Annotated in this window: 21 protein-coding genes; 8 read left to right on the top strand and 13 right to left on the bottom strand. The window is 62.9% G+C overall.

Going from position 1 to position 24207, the window contains the following annotated elements:
* Positions 1-97 precede the first annotated feature (97 nt).
* Genes pta through dapA form a run of 3 tightly spaced genes read left to right on the top strand, consistent with a single transcriptional unit; the run spans position 98 to position 2730 of the window.
* Positions 98-1090, top strand: coding sequence for a phosphate acetyltransferase (gene pta / locus STHERM_RS04275; protein WP_041623727.1), 993 nt, complete (start codon positions 98-100; stop codon positions 1088-1090).
* Between the two features lie 10 nt (positions 1091-1100).
* Positions 1101-1856 carry a 4-hydroxy-tetrahydrodipicolinate reductase gene (dapB, locus tag STHERM_RS04270; protein ID WP_013313658.1) on the top strand — a complete coding sequence of 252 codons (756 nt, stop codon included), beginning with the start codon at positions 1101-1103 and terminating at the stop codon, positions 1854-1856.
* Complete coding sequence (dapA, locus tag STHERM_RS04265) at positions 1849-2730, top strand: 4-hydroxy-tetrahydrodipicolinate synthase (protein WP_013313657.1); 882 nt, start codon at positions 1849-1851, stop codon at positions 2728-2730. The genes dapB and dapA overlap by 8 nt, the downstream gene beginning before the upstream one ends.
* Here the strand turns inward: dapA and rsmA are convergent.
* From rsmA to STHERM_RS04245, 4 genes are read right to left on the bottom strand one after another with little or no spacing between them, the layout of a single operon-like run.
* On the bottom strand, positions 2723-3547 hold the full coding sequence (gene rsmA, locus STHERM_RS04260) for a 16S rRNA (adenine(1518)-N(6)/adenine(1519)-N(6))-dimethyltransferase RsmA (RefSeq protein WP_237223356.1): 825 nt from the start codon (positions 3545-3547) through the stop codon (positions 2723-2725). The genes dapA and rsmA overlap by 8 nt on opposite strands.
* Positions 3548-3566: 19 nt before the next feature.
* On the bottom strand, positions 3567-4985 hold the full coding sequence (locus STHERM_RS04255) for a ComEC/Rec2 family competence protein (RefSeq protein WP_013313655.1): 1419 nt from the start codon (positions 4983-4985) through the stop codon (positions 3567-3569).
* On the bottom strand, positions 4948-6150 hold the full coding sequence (locus tag STHERM_RS04250; protein WP_013313654.1) for a hypothetical protein: 1203 nt from the start codon (positions 6148-6150) through the stop codon (positions 4948-4950). Before STHERM_RS04250 ends, STHERM_RS04255 begins: the two co-directional genes overlap by 38 nt.
* 45 nt (positions 6151-6195) lie before the next feature.
* The gene (locus tag STHERM_RS04245; RefSeq protein WP_013313653.1) at positions 6196-7269 is read right to left on the bottom strand and encodes a PilZ domain-containing protein; all 1074 of its coding nucleotides are present in this window, start codon (positions 7267-7269) and stop codon (positions 6196-6198) included.
* Positions 7270-7337: 68 nt separating this feature from the next.
* On the opposite strand from STHERM_RS04245, the gene STHERM_RS04240 reads away from it, so the two are divergent.
* The 3 genes from STHERM_RS04240 (at position 7338) to STHERM_RS04230 (ending at position 9632) form a co-directional block, all read left to right on the top strand.
* Positions 7338-8006: a CPBP family intramembrane glutamic endopeptidase gene (locus STHERM_RS04240; protein WP_013313652.1), complete on the top strand. Its 669-nt coding sequence runs from the start codon at positions 7338-7340 to the stop codon at positions 8004-8006.
* 82 nt (positions 8007-8088) lie between these two features.
* Complete coding sequence (locus STHERM_RS04235) at positions 8089-8691, top strand: TlpA family protein disulfide reductase (RefSeq protein WP_041623244.1); 603 nt, start codon at positions 8089-8091, stop codon at positions 8689-8691.
* Positions 8688-9632, top strand: a complete 945-nt coding sequence (locus tag STHERM_RS04230; protein WP_013313650.1) for a cytochrome c biogenesis CcdA family protein — start codon at positions 8688-8690, stop codon at positions 9630-9632. The genes STHERM_RS04235 and STHERM_RS04230 overlap by 4 nt, the downstream gene beginning before the upstream one ends.
* Before the next feature lie 82 nt (positions 9633-9714).
* Here STHERM_RS04230 and STHERM_RS04225 read toward each other — a convergent pair whose 3' ends face one another.
* The 4 genes from STHERM_RS04225 to accB are packed head-to-tail and all read right to left on the bottom strand — an operon-like array spanning position 9715 to position 13394.
* Positions 9715-10692: an acetyl-CoA carboxylase carboxyltransferase subunit alpha gene (locus tag STHERM_RS04225; RefSeq protein ID WP_013313649.1), complete on the bottom strand. Its 978-nt coding sequence runs from the start codon at positions 10690-10692 to the stop codon at positions 9715-9717.
* 1 nt (position 10693) lies between these two features.
* Positions 10694-11596 (bottom strand): acetyl-CoA carboxylase, carboxyltransferase subunit beta, encoded by a 903-nt coding sequence (gene accD, locus STHERM_RS04220; RefSeq protein WP_013313648.1) that lies wholly within the window; start codon positions 11594-11596, stop codon positions 10694-10696.
* Positions 11593-12921, bottom strand: a complete 1329-nt coding sequence (locus STHERM_RS04215) for an acetyl-CoA carboxylase biotin carboxylase subunit (protein ID WP_013313647.1) — start codon at positions 12919-12921, stop codon at positions 11593-11595. Before STHERM_RS04215 ends, accD begins: the two co-directional genes overlap by 4 nt.
* Entirely contained in the window at positions 12918-13394 is a 477-nt protein-coding gene (accB, locus tag STHERM_RS04210; RefSeq protein ID WP_013313646.1) for an acetyl-CoA carboxylase biotin carboxyl carrier protein, read from the bottom strand. Before accB ends, STHERM_RS04215 begins: the two co-directional genes overlap by 4 nt.
* Positions 13395-13565: 171 nt before the next feature.
* On the opposite strand from accB, the gene fabZ reads away from it, so the two are divergent.
* A complete protein-coding gene (fabZ, locus tag STHERM_RS04205) occupies positions 13566-14000 on the top strand; it encodes a 3-hydroxyacyl-ACP dehydratase FabZ (protein WP_041623242.1) in 435 nt (144 codons plus the stop codon).
* A gap of 52 nt (positions 14001-14052) precedes the next feature.
* On the top strand, positions 14053-15963 hold the full coding sequence (locus tag STHERM_RS04200; RefSeq protein ID WP_013313644.1) for an AMP-dependent synthetase/ligase: 1911 nt from the start codon (positions 14053-14055) through the stop codon (positions 15961-15963).
* A gap of 105 nt (positions 15964-16068) precedes the next feature.
* Here STHERM_RS04200 and STHERM_RS04195 read toward each other — a convergent pair whose 3' ends face one another.
* From STHERM_RS04195 to STHERM_RS04175, 5 genes are all read right to left on the bottom strand, one after another.
* Positions 16069-17184, bottom strand: a complete 1116-nt coding sequence (locus STHERM_RS04195) for an endo-1,4-beta-xylanase (RefSeq protein ID WP_013313643.1) — start codon at positions 17182-17184, stop codon at positions 16069-16071.
* 42 nt (positions 17185-17226) lie between these two features.
* Complete coding sequence (locus STHERM_RS04190) at positions 17227-19278, bottom strand: hypothetical protein (RefSeq protein WP_013313642.1); 2052 nt, start codon at positions 19276-19278, stop codon at positions 17227-17229.
* Positions 19279-20166, bottom strand: a complete 888-nt coding sequence (locus STHERM_RS04185; RefSeq protein WP_041623240.1) for a glycoside hydrolase family 43 protein — start codon at positions 20164-20166, stop codon at positions 19279-19281.
* A gap of 10 nt (positions 20167-20176) precedes the next feature.
* Complete coding sequence (locus STHERM_RS04180) at positions 20177-22459, bottom strand: helix-turn-helix domain-containing protein (RefSeq protein WP_013313640.1); 2283 nt, start codon at positions 22457-22459, stop codon at positions 20177-20179.
* A gap of 71 nt (positions 22460-22530) precedes the next feature.
* The gene (locus tag STHERM_RS04175; RefSeq protein ID WP_013313639.1) at positions 22531-24192 is read right to left on the bottom strand and encodes an extracellular solute-binding protein; all 1662 of its coding nucleotides are present in this window, start codon (positions 24190-24192) and stop codon (positions 22531-22533) included.
* Positions 24193-24207: the final 15 nt, after the last annotated feature.

Below are 24207 nucleotides of genomic sequence, written 5' to 3'. Positions count from 1 at the left end.
CAATCCCCGGTATTTCAATTTCACGGGATCTCATCTATAATAGCTCGTGAGGGACATGATCACCCTTGAATCACCGATGCGTAAGGAGCAGAAGGACATGGATTTCGTAGCCGAGATGTGGAAGAAGGCCAAGGATCGCCAGCGAAGACTCGTGCTCCCCGAAGGAACGGAAGAACGAACCCTGAAGGCCGCACAGATCATCCGGAAACAGGGACTCGCTTCCCAGGTGGTCCTCCTGGGGGATCCCGGGGAGGTGGAGGCGAAGGCGCACGAGGCAGGGGTCTCGCTCGAGGGCATCAGCGTGATGCAGCCGGGTGTGCCCGACGACCTCGAGGCCTTCGCGGAGGAATACTACGAGCTGAGGAAACACAAGGGGATGACCAAGGAGACCGCCTACAAGGAGATCTGTGATCCCCTCCGATGGGGGGCCATGATGGTGCGTCTCGGCAAAGCAGACGTCATGGTGGCAGGGGCCGAGAACTCCACGGGAAACGTCCTCAGGGCCGCCCTCACCATCATAAAGACGCGCGAGGGCATCAAGTACGCCTCGTCCTGCTTCGTGATGAAGATGAGGGACACCTCCTGGGGGGTGGAGGGCCATCTCGTCTTCGCGGACTGCGCCACCATTCCCGATCCCACTCCGGAGCAACTCGCGGAGATCACCATCGCCTCTGCTGAATCGTGCAGGAACTTCCTCAACGCCGAACCGGTGGTGGCCATGCTCTCGTTTTCCACCAAAGGGTCGGCCCAACATCCCCTGGTCGACAAGGTGGTGGAGGCCCTCGAGCTCGTACGGGCGAAGCGGCCCGACCTCGTGGTGGACGGGGAGCTCCAGGCCGACGCCGCGCTGGTCCCGGAAGTGGGCAAGAAGAAGGCGCCCGGTTCCCAGGTGGCGGGCCGCGCGAACGTCCTCATCTTCCCGGATCTCAATGCAGGGAACATCGGGTACAAGCTGGTCCAGCGGCTCGCGGGGGCGGAGGCCTACGGGCCGTTCCTCCAGGGCTTCGCGAAACCGGTGAGCGACCTGTCCCGTGGGTGTTCCGTGGACGATATCGTGAACACCGCGGCGGCCACACTCGCCCAGGACTAGGGAGAAGACCATGAAGGTGGTGCTGGTAGGCTACGGCCGGATGGGACGAGAGGTGGAGCTGGTGCTCAGGGAACGTGGACACGAGGTCACCTGCCGGGTGGACCCCTCGGGCAGCGGCGACGCCCCCAGGCTCACGCCTTCCCTCCTCTCCGGTGCCGACATGGCGATCGAGTTCTCACATGCCTCGAGCGTAGTGGCCAACTGTGGCATCTACGTGGAGGCAGGAGTGCCGGCCGTGGTGGGGACCACGGGGTGGACGGATCGTATCGAGGACGTCAGGCGGATGGTGGGCGGGAAGATAGGATACCTCTGGGGTTCCAACTTCTCCATAGGAGCCCACCTCTTCTTCGCCCTCGCAGTCTATGCGACAAAGCTGGCGAACGCATTCCCTGAGTACGACGTCCTGGCGTACGAGCTACACCACAGACGCAAGAAGGACTCGCCCTCCGGCACGGCCCTCACGCTGGCGCAGAAGGTCCTGGAGGCGAGTACGAGGAAGAGACGTGTGGTCACCGAGCGACTCTCACGGGCTCCGGAGCCCGATGAGCTTCATGTGGCCTCGGTACGCGGTGGCGAGGTGCCCGGGACCCACACCTTCATGCTCGACAGCGAGGCCGACACCGTGGAGATCACCCACCGGGCCCGGAACCGGAAGGGGTTCGCCGTGGGGGCGGTGAGGGCCGCCGAATGGCTCCTGGGACGAAAGGGGTTCTTCACGGTGGAGACGTTCATAGACGATATCTTCGGGGAGGTAGCCAATGTTTAGAGGCGTGTTCACCGCGCTCATCACACCGTTCAACAAGGACGGTTCCGTGGACTACGGGGCCCTCAGGGATCTGGTGGAGATCCAGATCACCGAAGGGGTGAATGGTCTCGTTCCCGTGGGCACCACGGGGGAAAGTCCCACGGTGACCCATGAGGAGAACGTGAAGATCGTGGAGGTGGTGGTCGATCAGACGAAGGGCAGGGTCCCTGTGATCGCGGGTACGGGGTCCAACTGCACCGACGAGGCCATCCAGATGACGAAGCGGGCCAAGGAGATAGGGGCAGATGCGACGCTCCAGGTGGCGCCCTACTACAACAAGCCGAACCAGGAGGGATTCTACCGTCACTTCGTGACGATTGCCGAGACGTGTGAGCTTCCCGTGATCGTCTACAACATCCCCGGCCGCACGGGCAAGAACGTGGAACCCGAGACCATCCTCCGTCTCGCCGGGCATCCCCTCATCGCAGGGGTGAAGGAGGCGAGCGGGAGTATGGCCCAGGTGATGGAGATCCTCGCCAAACGGCCGGAGGGGTTCGCGGTCCTCTCAGGTGACGACAATCTCACCCTTCCCATCGTGGCCCTGGGAGGAGACGGCGTGGTCTCGGTGGCGAGCAATATCGTCCCCCGGAGGATGAGCGCCTTCGTGAAGGCCTTGCTCGAGGGGCGCATGGAGGAAGCCCGGCGCAGTCACTACGAACTCCTGCCCCTCTTCAAGGCGATCTTCATAGACACCAACCCCATTCCCGTGAAGTACGCGATGACCCTCCTCTCCTCCCTCTCCATCCAGGAGGTCTACCGTCTCCCGCTCTGTCCCCTGGCCGAGGACAAGAAACGAGTCGTCAAGGCCGTGCTCGAGGAACTGGGCATCATCTAGTCCCCTCTTCCTTCCACTCCTTCCATAGCGCGTGGATGCGGTCGAGGGGGAGCTGCTCCGCCCTGAGGGTAGGGTCTATCCCTACCCTCTCGAGGAGCGAAACCACCCCCTCCACTCCCCTTGCCGCCAGCGGTGACCGAAGGAGCACGTTCTTCAGCATCTTCCTCCGGTACCTGAAGAGGTCCCAGACGAACGAGAGGAACGGGGGAATGTGTTCCCGCGGCACCGGAGATGCGACTGGGTGAAGGCGGAGGACGGAGGACCAGACCTTCGGGCGGGGATGGAAGGCCGTAGGAGGCACGTGGAAGAGCAGTTCACAACGATAAAAGGTAGCCACGATCACGGAGAGGGCCCCGTATGCCGAACTCCCCACCGAGGCGGCCATGCGTTCGGCCACCTCTTTCTGGACCATGAAGACCTGCGGGACTATGAGTCCACCTTCGAGAAAGTCGAGGATGATGCTCGTGGCGACGTTGTAGGGGAGGTTGCCCACCACCCGGTGTGGGACACGTGTAGCGTACACGGTGCGCCAGGTGTCCCGCACATCGCCTTCCACGATGGTGAGCGGTGCCCCGCCGAACTCCTCTCTGAGGATCGAGACGAATCCCCTGTCGATCTCGAAGCCCACCACCTCCACCCCCTCGTCGAGGAGGTGGGCGGTGAGGGCGCCTATCCCCGGCCCGATCTCCCAGACCTGCTCCCCGGGGTGGAGATCGAGGGCCTGCACGATCCTCCCGAGCACGTCGTCCCGCACGAGGAAGTGCTGGCCGAACCGTTTCAAGGCGCTGAGCCCGTGGCGTGCCATGAGCTCTCTCATCCGGATGGGATAGGAGGTCTCACCCACGGGCCGTCCCTCCCCACGGGATGGATCTGCATACGAAAGGCACCGCCGCTGCTCCCATGAGAAGCAGTATACCCGGGAAAGGGCCCGGAAGTGAAGGAAGACCGCCCCAGGCCCGCACGACCCACAGGAGCACGGCGAGCAGGGTCCTGTGGGCCCCGGCGAGGAGCGTACTTCCCAGGGCCTCGAGGACGACTCTCGCGATACCCAGGAGGAGGAAGCCCGCCGCACAGGGTACGATGAAGAGACCCGAGAGGAGACCCTGAAGGGGGAGGGAGGAGAAGACGAGCGAGACCAAGGGCGCTGTACCGAGGAAGGCTCCTGCGCCCACCGAAAGGGGCACGGCGAGGAGGTCCGGCAGGAACCGGGTCACCGCGGCGCGAAGGAGGGGAGCGAGGAACACGATGCCCGCGAAGGCCGCCATGGAGAGCACCCCGCTGAGGGAGAAGAGCGCACGAGGGAGGAAGAGCACCATGAAGAGAAGCAGAGCCCCCAGGAGGGAGGGGGCGGGGATCTTCCGGGGGAGGAGGAACAGCGAGAGGCCCACCACCAGGGATGCGCGGAGGAGCGAGGGGTAGGGCCCTACGAACCACACGTAGATCCAGAGCCCAGCCGCCGCTACGAAGGGCTTCCAGGAGGATCCGGGGAAGGGGCGGAGGAGGAGGGCGAGGAGGCCGACGATGATCCCCGCGTGGAGTCCGGAGAGGGCGAGCACGTGGAGCGCCCCGGCCTTCCTGAACCGCTCGTAGAGGGGTGTGGGGATGAGGTGCCTGTCACCGAGGAAGAGGGCGGTGAAGAGGGCCGCGCACTCGGGTTCCCAGCGGGAGAGGATGCGCCGGACCCTCTCCTGCGCCTCTGCCCGGATCCGTGCGACCGGGGATGTCCACCCCCGGAACACGAGGCGTCCCCTCAGGGTTCCGTCGTCGGCATATCCCTCCAGGACCCCCTCCACCTTCATCCCCCTCCAAAAAGGCCCCTCGGGGCTCCTGAAGAGGCAGCGGAATCGTGCCTCGGTCCGGCTGGTGTCTCTTCCCTCCACCCCATGCACCGAGAGCTCCGTCTCCCACCACTGGTTCCGCCACCGTGAGTCCTCCACCACCACAGCCTGTAGACGTGCGATGCGATCCCTCGGAAGGCCCAGGTATCCATTCCCCTCCGCAACACGCCACCCCAACCCCCCGAAGAGGCCGACCGCGAGGAGTACGGTCACGAGGAAGATGCGCCTGTCCATGAGGGAAGAGGCGAGGCCGTACGAAGCCAGCAGGACGCCTGCCGCGAAAGATCCCGGAAGACCGAGGAGGGGAAAGGTCACCCACAGAAAGAGCCAGCCCCCTGTGACGAGGAGGCCGGCCCACAGTGTCCCGTATGCTGAGACCTCAATCGTTGAGGGCCTGCATGGCTTCCCGTGCTGCATTCTTTATCCGGGCGGGATAGTTGAGGAAGGTGGTGTAGAGGAGGCTGTTGTAGGCGACCTTCCTCCCCAGGTTCCTGAGATTTTCGATCACCGCAAGGGTGATCTGGATGTCGTAGTGGAGGCTCCGCTCGGTGTAGGTGTTGATGAGGTCGAGGTAGGCGGTGAGGCGTTCCGCGGCCTCGTCGGTATCCATGGCACCGAGGAGGGCCACGGCCTCGGCCACGGCACTCCGCGGCGCGATCCCTCTGTCGTACTCGAGGAGGGTGAGGTTGAAGTGATCGATGGCCACCGGAGTGAAGCTCCCTTCAGGAGGGTTCTCCACCAGGAAAGAGGCGATGCGGTACCGCCACATGCTCACCTGCTTGAGGGGCGCGGGAAGGGCCTTTATGACCTCGATAGCCACTTCGAGGGCCTTCTCCGCCACCCTCCTGTGCTGTTCCTCGGTGAGGGTAGGGGCCGTGGTGAAGACCTCGTAGATCTTCTCCCGGACTTCCTGTTGTTCCCTCTCCATCATCCGCCCGAGACCGTCGACCACATCGACGTCGCCGAGTGAGAGGAGGGCCTGGAACGCCTTCTGGGTGATGGTCTGCGAGTACTGGACCAGGATCGTATGGACAAGGGGATCAAAGGACGCAGGATCACCTATGACCGCGAGTGCGTCCATGCAGGCCTCGAGCACCTGCCTGTCGCGCTGCACCCCTGAGACGAGGGCGCCCGCGTTCTGTTCCTGCAACCACCTGTGGACTCCCTCCATGACCGGATCGCCCGGACGTACGATCTTCTGAAGGGCACGAAAGATCGCTACCCTGAGAGTGGTCTCTTCGTCGGCCTCGAAAAGGGTCCACAGGTCGAGGGCGGCCGGGGCGTAGGCGGTCTCGTCGACCCCCCGTACCGCGAGAGCGGCGAGTTCCCGGAGGGCAGGATCGCCTTTGAGCTTGTCCCTCTGGTTGACCACATAGGTGAGGGCGTCCTTGTAGAGGGGACCGAAGTCGGTCCTCCCCAGTTCGAGGGCGTCGGTGATGATCTGGACCTTCACCGGAAGGGAGGCGTTCTGGAACTGCTCACGGTAGGTCGCGAGCTCCCCGCTCTCGGCGGCTTCCTGGGCACCTGCCGACCCTGTGACAAAGAGAAAAAGCCCTGTCGCAAAGGCGAGTATCTTTTTCATCGTCCTGCTCCTTACTAGAGAGAGTAATGGGAAAAGTGTGGAATTTCAACTGTTTTTTCGAGATACGTCCATTCCGGGAGCAGGAGAGACCGGAGATCCGCCCTTCCTCCCTTCCTCTACATCGAAGACTTTGTAGACGTGGGTGAGTATGGTGTTCTTCATCTTCCGTGAGAGCGGTACGCTCTGGATGTGGAGGATGGACTGGTGGGTCTTCTTCTTGTACGAGACCCCCTTCACCATGCCGCACATGACGATGAGGTCCTCCCCGAGGCGGAACTGGATCTTCACGGGGATACCGGGCTTCGCGCGCCCTCCCACCAGGACCGCGGCCCCGTCTTCGGAGACGTCCACCATACGACACTTGAAGCCTCCCATCTTCTCCGGTTCCTCGCTCGCCTGGTGGATGTCCTTGAGGGGGAAGATGAGGGCCGGAACCGTTATGGGGAGTCGTATCGACTTGCGCTTCTGGGTCCGGACGAGTTCCTCGGCATGATCGATGTGGAGGATCTCGAACTTTCTCTCCTTGAAATCGCCGAGCACCCTGCTCGTGAAGAAATACCCGGCATCGTCCTTTCGCCAGAAATAGACGTGTATCTCCCTTCCCATCCAGGAGAAATCGGGAGGGATCGGGTGCGGACTCTGGGGATAGCTTATGGCGATGTACTTTCTCATGTTCTCCACCACGGAACTGGTGAAGATGCGCCCTCTCATCTCGGGGAGGATGATCCTGAGGATCTGTCCCGCCTCTATCTCGCGAGTGCTCCTCAACCCCAGGCGGTACTTGGGGAGGCTGAATTCCACCCGCTTCCTGTAGTCGAAGAGCCGGCCTATGTACTCTATGGAGTGCGGGTCGTGCTCCCTCCCTTGGTTCCTGAACTTGATGATGGTGTTTCGTATGCAGAGGTTGAGGGTCTTCTCTGACCAGAAGAGGGCCGTGGGATCCTTGAGGTGGTTGTCCACTGCAAGGCGCCTGAGGAGATTGAGATCACTGAAGGAGAATCCCGCCTCTTTCCCTTCCACATAGAACTTGATCCAGGGGAAGGTGAAGCCGCCCATCCTCTGGAACCCGATGAGGAAGACGAAGAGGGAGATGCCCATGATGATGAAAAACACGGTCATACATTACCCTTTTCGACGGATCGTGTGGTATCCTTGATGCTTACGAGAATTCCTGTTATCACCTTCACGTGGGACACCTACAGGGCCTGGTCCTCGCGGAGATGGGGGTTATCCTCCTTCTCCTCGTCCCGGGGTATGCATCGCAGTATGCGGTGGGCCCCGATCCTATCAGTGTAACACTTTCTCCCGATTTTGTCCTGGTCTACGGGCTGGGAGCGCTCCCATTGATGACCCTGGTGCTCTTCCTCAGGAAGGTGATGGTCCGCTGGGGCGTGCCTCCCTTCCCCTTGGGGGGGGTGAGGGAGGTGCGTCCCGGCCGGGTCCTGGTCACCCTCCTGGGGATGGGAGTGCTGGTGGGATCGTGGGCATTCGTCTTCCAGGATATCCGGCCGGACGAGGTGCTCCCTTTCCGGATGACGCCATCCTTCTTTCCCCTCTGGGCCTTCCTCTTCTCGCTGATCACGGGGTACTGGGAGGAGGTGGTCTTCCGTGGGTATGTCATGGGTCGTCTCACGGTACTGGGTGCGCCGGGCTGGGTGGCGACGGGTCTTTCGGCACTCCTGTTCGCCATGGGACACCTCTACGAGGGAGGGTGGTACGGCGGGGGGTTCACCTTCCTCCTGGGGGTCTTCCTGGGGGAGCGGTACGCCCGAGGCGGCAACATACACGAGGTGGCGTGGGCCCATGCCCTCTACAACATGGGCGTGCTCGCGCTCCTGTGGCTCGGGGGTCGGTGAGAGGATGTGCGGTCCAGAAAGGCTTGATTTTTTTGGTCATAAATATCATATTTTTTCTATATTTTCTCTCGAGGAGGTCTTCATGCGATGGTGGGCGATGGTGTTGGTGCTCTCCCTTGCGACGATGGGGTGCAGTGCGCAGCAGTCGGAATCCCAGAAGCAAGCGCCCGGACTGGGGCAGAAGGCTCTCGAACGGGTGAGCGTCTCGCTGGAGGAGTCGTTGGAGGGGTATCTCGCACGGGCGGGGTTCAGTACGCCGTCCACCCCGGTACCCGCGCCGGATTTCATGCTCCCCCTGCTCGAGGGGGGCCAGGTGTCGCTCTCGGATTACAGGGGGAAGGTGGTGCTCCTCAACTTCTGGGCCACGTGGTGCCCGCCGTGTCGTATGGAGATGCCGTCTATCGAAACCATGGTGAGGGCGCTTAAGGGAGAGGAGGTGGTCTTCCTCGCGGTGGATGTGCAGGAACAGAAGAGCCAGGTGAGCTCGTTCATCAAGGAGAACGGGTACACCTTCCCCGTGCTTCTCGATGCCACGGGGCAGGTGGCGCGCATGTACGCGGTGTCGGGGATCCCCACCACCTACTTCATCGACAAAGAGGGGAACGTGAGGGGGAAGCTCGTGGGAGCACGTAACTGGGATGCCCAGGTGGTCTACGAGGCGATCAAGAGGGCCCTCGCGGAATGAGCGGGATCGCGGTGCTCCCTCTGGCCCTCCTTGGAGGGGTGCTCTCCTTCCTCTCGCCGTGTGTGCTCCCGATGGTGCCGGTGTACCTCTCCCTCGTCTCGGGGGTGTCGGTACGGTCGATCGGTGAGGAACGGGGGGCGGTGCTCCGTGCGGCGCTGGGGTTCGTGCTGGGGTTCTCGATCGTGTTCGCGGTGCTGGGGTTCGTGACCTCCCGGCTGGTGGGGTTCTTCTCCCTGGACTGGGTGCGCTGGGTCTCGGGTGGGCTCGTCATCCTGTTCGGGATCCACACGGCGTTCGATCTGGTCCCGGGGTTGAACGTGGAGCGAAGGGTACACGTGAGGGCCCGGGCGGGGTTCATCCAGGCGGTGGTCCTGGGGCTGGCCTTCGGGGCGGGGTGGAGTCCGTGCGTGGGGCCGATCCTGGCGGGGATCCTGGTGCTCGCGGGTCAGGCCCAGGGGGCGGGGACGGCGATCGGGGCACTCCTCCTCTACGCGGTCGGCCTGGGGGTGCCGTTCCTCCTGGTGGCGGTGTTCTTCGAGCGGCTCGAGGGGGTGCTCTCGTTCTTCAAGCGCCACGCCACGGGGGTGAGGCTGGTCTCGGGGGGGTTCCTGGTGGGGGTAGGGGTGCTCATCGTGACGAACAGGGTGTTCGTGCTCAACGCCACGCTCTCGGGATGGGCCCTCGGGCTCTACGAGGCGGCCCGCTCGTTCCGGGAGGCGCACCCGGTGATCGCCCGGCTCGGGGCGGGTGGGGTGCTGGTGCTGCTGGGGGGGATGGGCCTCTGGCGCGGACTGGTGGGGAGGGGCCGGGGGCGGCGCGGATGGGTGTGGGGCGTGGCCGTGGGTGGGGTGCTGGGGGTGCTGGGCGCGCTGGGGATGGGGGGCGTGTGGGATCCGGGTGCGGCGGTGGTGTGGGTGCTGGGGGGAGGCGCCACGTTCTAAGCGGACGCCCCCCGGATGGTGGGCGAGGGCGTGAGGGGAGCGGGACTCCGGCGGCTCGAAGGGGACGAGGGGGGTGACCCGGTCAGGCGCCGGTCTGCTGGCCGAAGAGACGTCGGAGCAGCGAGGAACCTTCCTCCCCTCCCTCCTCGAACACGCCGATGGAGAAGTATTTCTGGCTCCGTTCCTTCACGAGCTGGGCGGGTTTCTTCTGCCTGAGCCGTTTGAGCGCATCCTTGAGGGTCTTCTTGATCTCTCCGGCGGTGCGATCGGGATCGGTGTGCGCTCCACCCGGGGGTTCGGGGACGATCCCGTCGATGATCCCGAAGGCGAGGAGGTCCTGGGCGGTGAGCTTCATGAGTTCGGCCGCCTCCTTGGCCTTTGATGCGTCCCGCAGGAGGATGGAGGCACATCCCTCGGGCGAGATGACCGAGTAGATGGCGTTCTCCAGCATGTAGATCTCGTCCCCCACGCCGATGCCGAGCGCTCCTCCCGAACCGCCCTCCCCTATCACCACGCAGACCACCGGCACCTCGAGCACGCTGAACTCCTTGAGGTTGCGGGCGATGGCTTCACCGATCCCCCGTTCCTCCGCGGTCATGCCGGGATAGGCCCCTGAGGTATCGATGAAGGTGATCACCGGCCGGGAGAACTTCTCGGCCTGTTTGGCGAGTCTGAGAGCCTTACGATACCCCTCGGGGTGGGCCATACCGTAGTTGCGCATGAGGTTCTCCTTCATGTTCCGGCCCTTCTGGTGGCCGATCACCGTGACCGGGAATCCCTCGAAGAGGGCGATCCCCCCCACGATGGCGGGGTCGTCCCCGCACCCCCGGTCGCCGTGGAGTTCCATGAAGGAGTCGAAGATGCGCTGGATGTAGTCGAGGGTGGTGGGCCGCTGGATGTGTCTGGCCAGCTCTACCCTGTGCCACGCCGAGACCCGCTGGTCCTCCTTCGTCTTCTCTTCCCACTTCTTTATGAGGAGGTCGAGGTCGGGCAGGAGGTCGGGTCGAGTGCGTTCAATGGAGGCCTTGAGCTTCTCCAGGTGGGTCCTTATCTCATCCATACTACGCCCCCCTTGTACCGAGCCATCCCCGCTGGGGGATCCTGTGGGTGTCCATGAGGAAGGTGAGGGTCTTCCTCAGATCCCTACGATGCACCACCGCATCGACGAAGCCCTTTTCCTGCTGGAAGGCCGCACGCTGGAACCCCTCCGGGAGCTTCTGCCGGATGGTCCCCTCGATCACGCGGGGACCCGCAAAGCCGATGAGGGCTCCGGGTTCTGCGAGGATCACATCCCCGAGCATGGCGAACGAGGCGGTGACCCCCCCCGTGGTGGGGTCGGTGAGGAGGATGAAGAGGGGGATGCGCTCCTTCTCCATGAGGGCCGCCGCGTGGGAGGTCTTGGCCATCTGCATGAGGGAGAAGATGCCTTCCTGCATACGGGCCCCTCCCGAGGCCGTGCAGATCAGGAGCGGGAGCCGCATGTCGATGGCGCGGAGCATGGCCCGCATCACCTTCTCTCCCACCACCGAGCCCATGCTCCCTCCTATGAAGAAGAAGCTCATCACCGAGAGGAGGAGTTCCCTCCCCTCCACAGCGCCCTTGCCGTTCACCACCGCCTCGTTGAGTCCGGTCTTCGCCATGGCCGATTGGAGCTTCTCTCTGTAGTCCGGAAAGCCGAGGGGATCGTCGCTCCGGAGATCGGCGTCGTACTCCTCGAAGGAGCCCTCGTCCACCAGGAGCTCGATCCGCTCCCATGCGTCGAGTCTGAAGTGGTAGTCACACGACGGACATACGTAGAGGTGCTCCTTGAGGTCCCAGGAATCCACATGGGTCTGGCACACGGGGCACTGGTGTTTCTTCTCCACGAACCGACGGGGGTCGAGGCCGAGCACGGGCTTGAGTCCTGGACGCTGAGGCGCCCCCACCCCGCCGAAGACCTTCCGGAAGACGTCTCCGAGTTTCATTCCTGGCCTCCTTCCTCGAGGATCTTCTCGAGCACGTCGGTACCGAACCGACCGCTCCGGAAGATGGGGTGGGAGACGATGCGCTTCTGGAGGTCGGTATTCACCGTGATCCCCTCCACCACGAGCTCGTCGAGGGCGCGGAGCATCCGGGCGATCCCCTCTTCCCTCGTGGTGGCACCCACGATCACTTTGGCCACGAGGGAGTCGTAGAAGGGCGGCACCTCGGCACCGGTGTAGAGGTAGCTGTCGATCCTGGTCTTGAATCCTGCAGGGGCGTGGAAGGCCGTCACCTTCCCAGGCGAGAGGGCGTTGATGCGGCACTCGAGGGCGTATCCGTCGAGACGCACCTCATCCTGGGTGATGGACAGGGCCTCTCCACCGGCCGCCCTGATCTGTTCACGCACGATGTCCACGCCGGTGATCATCTCGGTCACCGGGTGCTCCACCTGGATGCGGGCGTTCACCTCCATGAAGTAGAACCGACCGTCGGCCACGAGGAACTCCACCGTGCCCGCTCCCACATATCCTATGCCCTTGAAGAGCCGCACCGCGGCCTCCCCCATGGCCTCGCGCATCTCGGGAGTGACCACCGGCGAAGGGCTCTCTTCCACCAGCTTCTGGTGGTTCTTCTGCACGGAGCAGTCCCGCTCCCCGAGGTGGACCACGTTGCCGTGGGCATCCCCGAGGAGCTGGACCTCCACGTGCCGAGGATTCTGGAGGAACTTCTCGATGTAGAGGGTGCCGTCGGAGAAGGCCTTCTCGGCCTCCTGCGAGGCGATGCGGAGCGTACGCTCGAGGTCCTCCTCCTTCCACACGATCCGCATCCCCTTCCCTCCGCCACCTGCCGCGGCCTTGACGATCACGGGAAAGCCCATCTCCCTCACGAGGGCCCTGGCCTGCGCCACGTCTTCCACCGCGCCGTCGCTCCCCGGAATCACCGGTACGCCGTACTTCCGAGCGGTCTCCTTGGCCTGGACCTTGTCCCCCAGGAGGTGGATCACCTCGGGCGAGGGGCCGATGAAGACGAGGCCCTCCTCCCTCACCCTGCGGGCGAAGTCCGCCCGTTCCGAGAGGAAACCGAATCCGGGGTGCACGGCGTCACACCCCTTGAGGACCGCTGCGGCGATGAGGTTGCTCTGATTGAGGTAGCTCTCGGATGCGGGCGGAGGTCCCACGCACACCGCCTCGTCGGCCATCCGCACGGCGAGCGAGGTGCGATCCGCCTCCGAGCAGGCCACCACGGTACGGATCCCCATCTCCTTGCATGTTCGGATGATACGGACCGCGATCTCACCCCTGTTCGCGATGAAGACCGATCGGATCATAGACGCCTCACCTCGAAGAGCGGGGTACCGTACTCCACCATCTGCCCGTTCTCTGCCAGGACGCGCACGATCTCCATGGGGAACTCGGCCTCGAGCTCGTTCATGATCTTCATGGCCTCGATGATGCACAACGTCTGCCCCCGCTCGACCCTCTGCCCTTCCTCCACGAAGGGAGGCGCATCGGGGGAGGGGGCCCGGTAGAAGGTACCTACGATGGGCGAGGTGATGACCTCGAGGTCGGGGGCTCCCGGTGCCGCAGCGGAGATGCCCTCTGCACCCTCCTGGGTGGTGGGGGCAGCCACCGGCGCCGCCTGCGGAGTGGCAGGGTGCGGCGCGATCATGACCGGCTGTGATGCAGGGACAGCCGGGTGTTTCTTCAAGACGATGGTGAAATCCTCCTGTTCTATCTTGAGGACGTCGAGGCCGCTCTTCTCGAACCGGTCCATGAGGGCGAAGATCTCTTCCAGATTCATTCTTTCCTCCGCGTGCAGTCTCCTTTATGAAGACGCTAGCACGTGGCGGAGGCTTCGTCAATGGTTTTTCGGCCATCGGCCGATTTTTCGCTTGTGTCTTTCCCGATTTCCATATATACTGGTATGGACAAGCGTGCCGTTTCGAGACGATACAAGGAAAGGAGCTGTGAGATGCAGGAGATCACCGCACTTCTACCCCACAGGGAACCCTTCCTCTTCGTGGAAGAGCTGGAGAAGGTCAGCGACGAGGAGATCGTCGGGTACAGGACATTCACGGAGAAGGACTTCTTCTTCAAGGGACACTTCCCCGGATACCCGGTCGTTCCCGGTGTGATCCTGGTGGAAACCATGGCCCAGTGCGGCGGTGCCGGTGTGCGGGCGAAGGGACTCATCGCCGACGACAAGCTCTTCTTCCTGGCCACCATAGAGAAGGCGAAGTTCAGGCGCCAGGTGAGGCCGGGTGACAGGGTGAAGCTGGTGATCACCAACCAGCGGATCTCGAGCAGGATGATCAAGCAGAGCGGCAAGGCCTATGTGGGCGACGAGCTCGCCGCCGAGGCCGAATGGCTCTGCCTGGTGGGGGATGTACCGGCAGAGGTGAAATGATGGGAGGAGGGGCGGTCGCCCCTCCTTTTTGATTCTATCGAGAGGAGCGTCTATGAGTACGGTATACGAGACCCTGCCTCAACGTATGAGGCGAAAGATCCTCGAGGAGTTCCCCGAGGCAGTCGCCCTCTATGTGAAAGACTCCCAGGGGGTCTTCCAGCCCACGCCGTACAGGGAGTGGTGGTCCAAGGTGAAGGAGACGGCGGCCGGGCTCAAGGAGATGGGAATCGAGCGGGGCGAACACGTGGGGCTCATAAGCGACAACAGGTGGGAATGGATCACCCTGGACATGGCGCTACTCTCCCTGGGTGCGGTGGACGTGCCGCGGGGAAGCGATTCCACGGCCGAGGAGATCGCCTACATCCTCTCGCACGCGGAGTGCAGACGGGTAATCATAGAGAATCCGGCCCTGGCACACAAGGTGTTCTCCAGGAAGGAGAAACTCGGTGGGGTTTCCCAGGTGATCCTCATCGAAGGCGAGCCGGAGCAGTGTGAGCTACCCGAAGGAGTAGCCTGTACCACCTTTGCCGAGCTGGCTGCCCGGGGAAAGGAAGTCCTCGCTCAGGATCCCGAGATGGTCGACCGCGAGATAGACCAGGGGACGGGCGACGACCTCGCCACCATCATCTACACCTCCGGTACGACGGGAGAGCCCAAAGGGGTGATGCTCCCCCATCGGAGTTTCATCTTCCAGATCGATAAGCTCAAGAAGCCTCTCAACGTCGAGGTGGGAGACATCTTTCTCTCCATCCTCCCGATATGGCACTCCTTCGAGCGTGCCGTGGACTATATTCTCATGGAACGCGGAGGCGCCGTGGCCTATTCGAAACCGGTGGGGAAGATCCTTCTCGAGGACATGACCAAGGTACGGCCCCAGTGGCTCGCTGCGGTTCCCCGGGTCTTCGAAGGGATACGGAACGCGGTCTACCGCAACGTGAACAAGGGTCCGGCCGTCTCCAGGGTGCTCTTCCACTTCTTCGTGGGGGTGGGAGAGCTCTACGCCTACTTCTCCAACATGTTCCGCGGTCTCCTGCCCGACTTCCTCCCCCGGAACCGCATCCTCGACAAGGTGGTGGCCTTCGTGCCTCTGGCGCTCCTCGCCCCCTTCCGTGGTTTAGGAGAGGTGCTCGTCTTTCGAAAGCTCAAGGCAAAACTGGGCGGCAGGTTCAAGACAGGGGTCTCCGGAGGGGGTGCGCTTCCGCCTCATGTGGATACGTTCTTCCAGGCGGTGGGTATACAGGTCCTCGAGGGCTACGGCCTCACCGAGACAGGACCTGTGCTCGCCGTGCGGGACCAGAAGGCCCCCATGGTCGGTACCGTGGGTCCCCTTCTCGACGAGGTGGAGTACAAGGTGCTCGATGAGCACGGGAATCCCCTGCCTCCGGGACACAAGGGGGTGCTCTGGGTGAAGAGCCCCCAGGTGATGCTCGGCTACTACAAACGTCCCGAGGCCACGGCCGAGGTCCTCAAGGACGGATGGCTCAACACGGGGGATCTGGTACGGTTCACCCACGGTCGGGAGTTCGCCATAGTCGGCCGGGCAAAGGACACCATCGTGCTCCGGGGAGGGGAGAACGTGGAGCCAGGTCCCATCGAGGAGAAGCTCAAGGAGTCGGAGTTCATCGAGAACGCGGTGGTGGTGGGACAGGACCAGAAGTTCCTCGGCGCCCTCATCGTCCCCAACAGGGAGCGGATAGAGGAGTACGCGCGGGAGAAGGGCCTCTCCTACATGGAGTACGAGGACCTGGTGGAACAGGCAGAGGTCCAGGAGGCCATCAACGACGAGATCCAGCGGCTCATCAGCCCGGCGCAGGGGTTCAAGCCTTTCGAGAGGATCTTCCGCTTCGAGGTGATCCCCAAATCCTTTGAGGTGGGTGTGGAGCTCACCCCCTCACTCAAGGTGAAACGCCACGTGATAAGCGAGATGTATCGCGAGAAGATAGAGAGGTTGTTCTCCCGCTGACGATCGGAGGAATCACGTCCTCGAAACCATATCGATAGACGAAGTAAGAGGGGCAGGCCAACGGCACTGCCCCTCACATGTAAGGAGAAAACCCCTTACCGTGGTCTACCAGTTGATGATCGAGAAAAAGGCCTCCTTGGGATCGCCCTTTCCGTCGAAGAGCAGGGGATAGTTCTCCCTTCGCTTTTCAAGAAAGCGTCCTCCCGAGAACCCGTTGAGCCACGAATCGGGATCCGCGATACCCCAGAACGTGACCGATGTGACCTCGCCCTTGTGTCGCCTGAGGACCTCGAATATCTCCGCGTAGCGACGGGCGAGCTTCTCTTCGAGTTCCGATGTGTACGCCATCTCCGGGGCCGCGGGGTTGCCGTTGTAGCAGTCGATGTCGAGCTCGGTGATGTGCACCTCAAGCCCCATGGAGGCGAAGGTCTCGATCGTCCTGGAGATCTCCTCGGCAGAGGGCCACTGGAGGTTCCAGTGGGCCTGGATCCCTATGCCGTCGAGACCGGCCTCGACGAGATCGAGCTCCTCGATCATGCGGACGATCCGTGCCCTCTTTGCGGGCTGGACCACGTTGTAGTCGTTGTAGAAGAGCCTGGCGTCGGGATCCGCCATCCGCGCATACTCGAAGGCCTCCCTGATGTACTCGGGCCCTCCATACGACTGGTACCAGGGAGAAGAGGTGCGCCACTGCGAGCCGTCACCCACCGCCTCGTTCACCACGTCCCAGGCATGGATCCCCCCCCGGAAATGGCCCGCCACAGTGCTGATGTACTCCTCGAGGAGCCGCCGTGCCTCTTCTTTGGGGAGCGGGCGTGGGATGAGGGAGGAGGTCTGGTTGTGCCACACGAGGGTGTGGCCTCTCACCACGGCCCCATGCTCCCGGGCGTATCGGACGAGCCTGTCGCCGTAGGTGAAGTCGTAGGTGCCATTCCGGTAGACGTTCTCGGGCTTCATCCCGTTCTCTGCGGTGAACGAGTCGAAGTGCTGAAGCACATCCTCTCCGTAGGCCTGGTAGAAGGGCGTGCTGTTGTACTCGCCCAGCTTCACCGCAGCACCGATGGAGAAGTAGTCTTTATATACCTCTTTGAGAGGGGCATACGCCATGGAACGCTCCTTCATACCCGCGGGATGGAGGACCCCCAGCCCCACCAGGAAGGCCATGATGAGGATGGCACCTCTTGGTACAGGGTGTGTACTTCCCGTACTTGTCTTCATCATGGGGACAAGTATACCCCGGAATCAGGATTATAGCAAGTATTTTTAAAATTCTCTTATAAAAGATACGCCCGGGAGGTCTTCCACCTCGACCATCCATCCCATGGAAGCGGGAAAGCCCCTCGCCTCCCCTGCTCCGTCCTTCCCCGCCATGAGGGCCACGGCCCACAGGAGCGCGCCGTTACCGGGAAGATACACGGGCAGGTCGGGCCCCTGGTAGTTGTGACCGTTGGGGAGATAGGTGTTCTTGGGCGACTCCATGAGGAGGAGTCCCGGAACCCGTTCCACTTCCCCCACCCGGGCCGCCACGAGGGCGAGGAAAGGGAAGTCCCATCCCCACATACTGGGGAAGTCCCAGGTGGAAAGCACCAGCCCGAGGGTCCGACGGACCACCTGTCTGTCCACCGGCGGATCCGGCAGCAGGGCGAGGGGGAAGAGCATGGAGGGATGATCCCGGTTGTGCTCGGTCCACGTGGTGCTACACCGTTCGTGGGCAGGAAAGGCCCCTCCGCTCACGGGAAGCGGGGCGAGGAGGGACAGCGCCCGCTCCCATTCGGGAGGAGTCTCCCGTCCCGACATGCGCATCCATTCACGGGCTGTCTCCAGCGCCCACCTCCAGTAGGCGAGTTCGAAGACCGGGTTGAGGGTCTCGATGGGACGATGCGTCTCCTGGACCGGGATGAGGGGTGGCCCGAGATTGTAGCGCCGCCCATCCCACTGCAGAAAGTCCACCATGAACCTGGCGGTCTGGAAGACGATCTCGGCGTACTCCTCCACCACGGGCCTGGAGGGAAAGGCCCTCCGGAGGAGTTCCGCATACATGATGGGATGGGGTTGCTGCCAGCAGAGGTACACACCGATGGGAGAAGGGCTCTCTCTGCCCGAAGGATCGGTCATCTTCGGCCATCTCGCCCCTTCGTATCCCTGGGAGGCGGCGTGTGCCACGGCCTCGGGGAGGATGCGCCGGTACCACCAGAGGCTCCTCTCCAGGAGGTGTGGTTGTCCCCAGAGGACGAAGTGCCCGGCGTGGATCAGGTGCATCTCGAGATGGAACTTTCCGTACCAGCTGTTGCAGGTGAGGCCGGTCTCCTGGGGCGGGAGCGAGCCCGCGCACTGCACGGCCGTGAGATACCGGGAGAGGACGACCCTCCGCTCGAGCTCCCGAGCGCCGGGATGGGTGCTTCGGGAGAAGTCGATCATCCCACCGGTGCTCCAGAACTCTTCCCAGAAGGCAGAAGCGGCGTCGGCACATTCCGTCCACCCCGGACATGGGGTTCGGGGGAGGACAGGAGCGAACTCCACGCTCACCTCGAGGGGCGAGGATTCCCCCTGCAGCACGTAGAGATGGGGACGCATCCGGAAGAGTCGCCCTCCCCCCTTCCACCTGAGCTGTACGAAGTACACGGTCTCGTCGACATGACGGAGGAGAAGGGCATCCCCCGCCCCGGAGCGGACCACCTCCGTGCGGTGTCGATCCTCCGAATCCCAGTGGGCCCCCTCCATCCCATGTGAAGGATAGGGGAAGGCGAGCCTGAGGGCGATCTTCCTCCTCTCGAGGAGCCGGGGGGCCTCCACCCTCACCGCCACGAGATCACGCGAGGGGTGTACCACCGTGGAGACATCCACCGGAGATCCCTCCAGCAGGAAGGAGCTGTGGAGGGAGCCGGTCCACAAGTCGAGCTCCTGGCGAGGCGAGCGCAAGAGAGAGCACCCATCCTCCCCCATCGATCCAGCGCGCAGACCCTTTCCGAAGAGGAATCCCAGCGTCCCCAGGTGGAACCGATGTGGATTGATCCTCAGGGCCGTGTAGACATCCTCCTGCCCTGTGGCCTCGCTCATGTAGCCCACCACCCTCGACCCGCTCTGGTGGTACGTGAGCCGGAGGTCCTCACGGGGATGATCGGGATACGAGTGGAAGGCCCACTGGGCCATGGTGCAGAGGGGTATGCCCCCCTTCGGAACGGGGAAGGTCTGGAGCCCGGTGATATCGGCGGTGAAGGCGAACTCCCCATTTCCCACCGTGAGGGGCGAGAGAGGATCCGGCCGATGCAGCACCGGATTGTGCCTGCGGACCACGTCCTTTCGCCGTATGGCCATCTAGTGTTCCTCCCCCTTCAGTCGGAGCCCCTCCTCGCTCTCCTCGACCTCGACGTAGTGGAACCGCTCCTCCGGTGTCCGGTTGGGGTGATGGTAGGCGAGAGACCACCTCCCATCCAAGGTTCGGAAGATCATGGCGTGCCCGCGATCCCCGACGAGGAGCGGTTCTGGCTCATGGATCCACGGGCCTTCGACCTTTCCTGTCCTGGAGACGGCCACCCCCATCTCGTAGCCGGTGCTGCCCAGACTCGACCAGAGGAGGTAGAGCCTACCGCTCGGACCCCTCCAGAGGAAGGGGCCGTCGGTCACCCTCGCGTCGTGCCTTCCCGAGCCGTCCCTCCGTTCCAGTGGAGCGGGCCATGACGCCGAGGAGGCGCGGAAGAGGAGCACCGGGACGCCCACCGCGGTGAGAAGGTCCTCCGAGAGTCGAACCGCCCAGATCTCGCCGTCGTGCACCTGCACCCATTCCCGGCAGAAGACCATCCAGGGCTGCCCCCCTTCCACGTGGAGCGTGCCGTCGAGGCACTCCCACCCTCGGGGAGTGAGCGGATCGGGAGAGTGGGGGCGGAACGGCCCGAGCGGTGAGGTGGCGCGGAATACCTGGGTGGCCCTGCAGTGTCCTTCCGCCTTGAACGAAGCGAAGAGGTAGTAGGCCCCACCGTACACGTGTACCTCGGGGGCCCAGAAGTTGAAGCGACCCCAGAACCGTCCGGGCGGCCGGAACGCAGGATGAGGCCCTTCCCATTCCTCGAGGTCCCGGCTCACATAGACATCGAATCCGACCCCCTCCCCTCTCCAGGGATCGGGATCCGTGGTACCGTAGAGATAGTAGAGCCCGTCCTCACAGAGGATATAGGGGTCTCGTATCTGGATATCGTCACGTTTCATCGCCACTCCTTCACTGCGAGATGGAAGACCCTGCATGTTCGTCCCGATAACGATGGGGTGAGACGCCGAACATGCGCTTGAAGGCCCTCCTGAACGAAGAGACATTGGTGTACCCACAGCGACGGGCCACCTCCTCCACCGGCATCCTGGTGTGCACCAGGAGGTCCACCGCCCGTTCCATCCTGAGTCTGAGCAGGTAGCCGGAGAGATACTCGCCGCGCTGCTCCCGGAAGAAAGAGGAGAGGTAGCTCTCCGAGAGGTGGAACCTCTCTGCAATCGAGGAAAGGCAGAGCGAAGGGTCGTCGAAATGATCCCGGAGATACCCCTCGATCTGGAGGGCGAGGGTCTCGTTGTGGCTCCTCTTCTCACGATTCCTCATCTCCAGGATCCTGGTGAAGACATCGGTGACCCAGCGGATCCCCTCCTCCTCGTCCCCTCCCCTGGGAGGGGCTTCGAGCAGTGCGAGGATATCAGGAGAGGGCGGCCCGTTCTCGTTGACCACCCTGAGCATCGTACCCCGTAGTGCGAGAAAGAAGTTCTGGAGTTCGAGCCCCACCAGGGTCCGCTCCTGGAAGTTCTCCCTCCAGAGATCCGAGAGCAGGGAGACGAGGAGGTCCCTGTTCCCCCCCCTCACCGCCCGAATGAGGGCCTCCTCCACATCGAGGGGATACCAGTAGCCCAAAGGGGCGGGGTGGAGATCCTCGTAGAACTGAATCGAGGTCCTCCCTTCGGGTGGGATTGCCTCCAGCGCCGCTTTCGCCTCCCCGAAAGAGAGGGGCAGGAGGAAGGGATCCTCCACCGGGGAACCCACACCGAAGAGGAGGAGTCGAGAGAGGCGCTCCGGCAGCCCCTCCAGGGAGGTGCGCACCCACTCCTCCACCTCCCGCCTGCACTCTCCCCCTCCTGGCAGGTGTTTCACCACCGCCAGGATCCCCGACGGCATCCGGAGGCAGTGCTCCCCCTCTCCCGCCCTCTGTTCCAGGAGGGCTTCCACCTGATCCAGCGCCTCGGCCCCCATGCCCCCGAACTCGAGCGGACTCGTCCCCACCGCGATCACGAGATATCTGCCGCTAAGGAAACCGATGCCGAACCTCTCCGCATCCTTCCTCCAGATCTCTCGGTCCTCGTATCCCCCTCTGAGGAGGATCTGGAAGAAATAATCCCGGAAGAGACGATTCTTCCGGTCACTCTCCGCCTCGAGCTCGTGCGCCCTCTCGGAGAGGTGTACGAGGGCCTCCTCCACCTCCTGGTAGACGCTGGTGAGACCCCGGAACGATCCCCCCACCCCCTGGGGGATACGGCGTACTATCCTGCTCAAGGGCCTCGAATTGGAGAAGGCCACTCCATAGGCGAAGCTCACTCCACCCACACAGCCGAGCAACACGAGGAGGAGCCAGACCCCCCTCGCCGAGGAAAGCGGTGCGTTCACCTTCTTGGTGTTCACCACCGCGATGTAGTGCCAGTCCATGAATCCGGAACGATGGGAATATATCTTGAAACGCTCCCCTCCCACCCGGATCTCCTTCCTCCCTTCCCTCATCGCACCTCGCACCTCCTCCACGGGGAGGGGGACCCCGCTGGAAACCACCACCCTCCCTCCCCCATCGACCACCATCACCCCTCCCCCGTAGCTCTCGGGGAGAGGTGACAGGCGTCGCGCGAGGAGCTCTTTGTTGAAGATCGCCACGAGGACCCCCCTCCTGTAGGTCCCCGTACCGAGGGACCTGAGGAAGAACAGGACCGGTACGTAGTGGCCGCCGCTCACCTTGTAGGAGCCCGGAAAGAAGGAAGGCAGTTCTCTGGCGTTCACCTCCCCCATCAAGGAGAGCCACATCTGGGCCGAATATCCTTCCACCTCGAAAAGGGTGGTGTAGAAGAGGTCGTAGGGAGCGAAACCGTTCTCGTAGACGACGAGACCGCTCCTCTCGAGGTAGATGAAGATCCGCTCGAGGAACTCCATCCCGAGATGGAGAGACGAGAGCCTACGAGAGACACGTCTCGTATGGTAGAGCTCCGCACCGGTGAATCCACCGGGATGGTTGAGGTACCAGTTCACTTCGTAGTCGCTGCTCAAGGCCGTGACCGCCTTCTCGAAATCCTGGAATCTGAGATCGAGATCGGCGGCGGTGCGCTCGAGCTGGATCCGGGCGATATTGTCGGCCACCTCGAACATGGTCCTGGAGGCGAGGATATACGCCGCCACGCTCCCCACCAAGGCGGGAAAGAGGATCATGAGATTGCTCACGATGAACCGCAGGAAGATGTTCCACGAAAGTCGTTCGTTGTCGCGCATCGTCCCCCTTGTGAGGATTCAAAAGATAGTGGGCAAGGGGAACACGAGTCCCCTTGCCCAGGACGCATGGTTCATTTCGAAGTGTAATATCCTTCTTCAAGGATTTCCATGAACCGCGGGAGACCCAGGCTCTCGAGCTCCTTGAGATAGGCGTCCCAGTCCTTCTCCACGTCGAGATCACCCACGATGAATCTGTCGATGGCCTCACCCACATAGGTATGGATGGTTCTCCTCAGGTCGATGAACTCGGTGAGGTTCTCCTCAGCGATCGAAGCGGTGGCATAGGGATACCGCCTCACCTTGTAGGGTTCGTAGAGCAGGGTGGCGTTGTAGAGGAGTTCCTCGTAGGAGAAGCCCTCGGACTTCGCGAACTCGTTCTTCAGATTCCGCGTCCATCCCGGCCCCATGTTGATCTGGGCGTTGTCGTCCGGGGTGAGTGGCTTGAGGTACTTGTACTTCGCGGGCTCACCGTTGATCGCCACGAGATTCTCCGAGGGATCGACCTTGGCCCAGTGGACTCCCTCGACCCCCTTGTCGTGGAGGGCGGTCTCGAGGCGGTAGAAGTGGTCGGCCCACCTGAAGGCGACCTCCGGATACTCGCAGTTGTTGGTCATCACGAACTCCACGGGACGGATCACCGCATCGATGAACCAGGGTGTGTGGGCCTTGCCCTGCGGTCCCTTGATGGGCGGGAGTGCGGTGAACTGGTGCATGGGCGCCGCAGGATCCCCGGAGAGGCTGCACATGTTGGCCGGATGGTGGGAGGCATATCCTCCGATCCTGTTCACCTTCCCTTCGATCAGAGGTTTCACCTGTGAGCGGTCCTGAGTGAGCGCAGCCACGTCGAACAGACCCTCCTGGTAGAGCTTCCTGAGGAAGCGGAGTCCTTCCCTGAACTCGGGCTTGTTCGCGGTGAAGACCACCTTTCCGTCGATAATGAATTCGTAACAGTTCAGGAGCGCATCACCTGAATCATCTTGACCACCCGCCGGGATGAAGGCGTTCATGATCCACATGGCGAGGTCCTCCAAGTGGCGCTTGGCCCCGGTCATCGGGATCTCGTCGTTGGGATCGCCGTTCCCGTTCGCATCCTTTTCCTTGAAGGCCTTCATGACCGCGTAGAACTCATCGATCGTGGTGGGCATCTTGAGCCCGAGCCTGTCGAGCCAGGCCTTGTTGATCCAGAACTTCTGGCGCATGGTCATGTGGTAGTCGTCCGTGAACACGGCCGGGAGGCTGTAGATCTCGCCGTCGGGATAGGTGATGGCGTCCTTCACCCACGGCTCGGCCTCGAAGAGTTCCTTGATGAAGTACCCCTGGCTCTCGATGAGATCGGTGAGGGGGAGGAAGAGCCCCTGCCTCGCGTACCGATAGACATCCTGCTTGCTGAGGGCCGAATCGGTACATCCGAATATGATATCCGGATAGTCACCCGAAGCGAGGATCACCGAGAGCTTGGTGCGCGCATCCACCTTGCTCGTCTCGATCCACTCGATCTTGACGTTGGTCTCCTGCTCCACCCACTGGGCCATCGGATTCGTCTTCATGTCCTGAATGAATCCCACGCTCGGGATGAAGACGCTGAGCGTCACGGGTTCCTCCACGATGGGAAGCTCACCCGGAGGGGTGATCTTCACCTTCTGGGCGGCCTGTCGCTCCCCCTGTCCTGCAGCGGGAAGCACCGCCACCGCCAGGAGCAACAGGAGAGCGATACTCACGATTCGATGCCGCATGATAGACCTCCTGCA

The organism is Spirochaeta thermophila DSM 6192, assembly GCF_000147075.1.
Classification (GTDB): Bacteria; Spirochaetota; Spirochaetia; order Winmispirales; family Winmispiraceae; genus Winmispira; species Winmispira thermophila_A.
The sequence above is the reverse complement of the archived record's forward strand: the minus strand, read 5'-3'. Positions and strand labels throughout refer to the sequence as shown.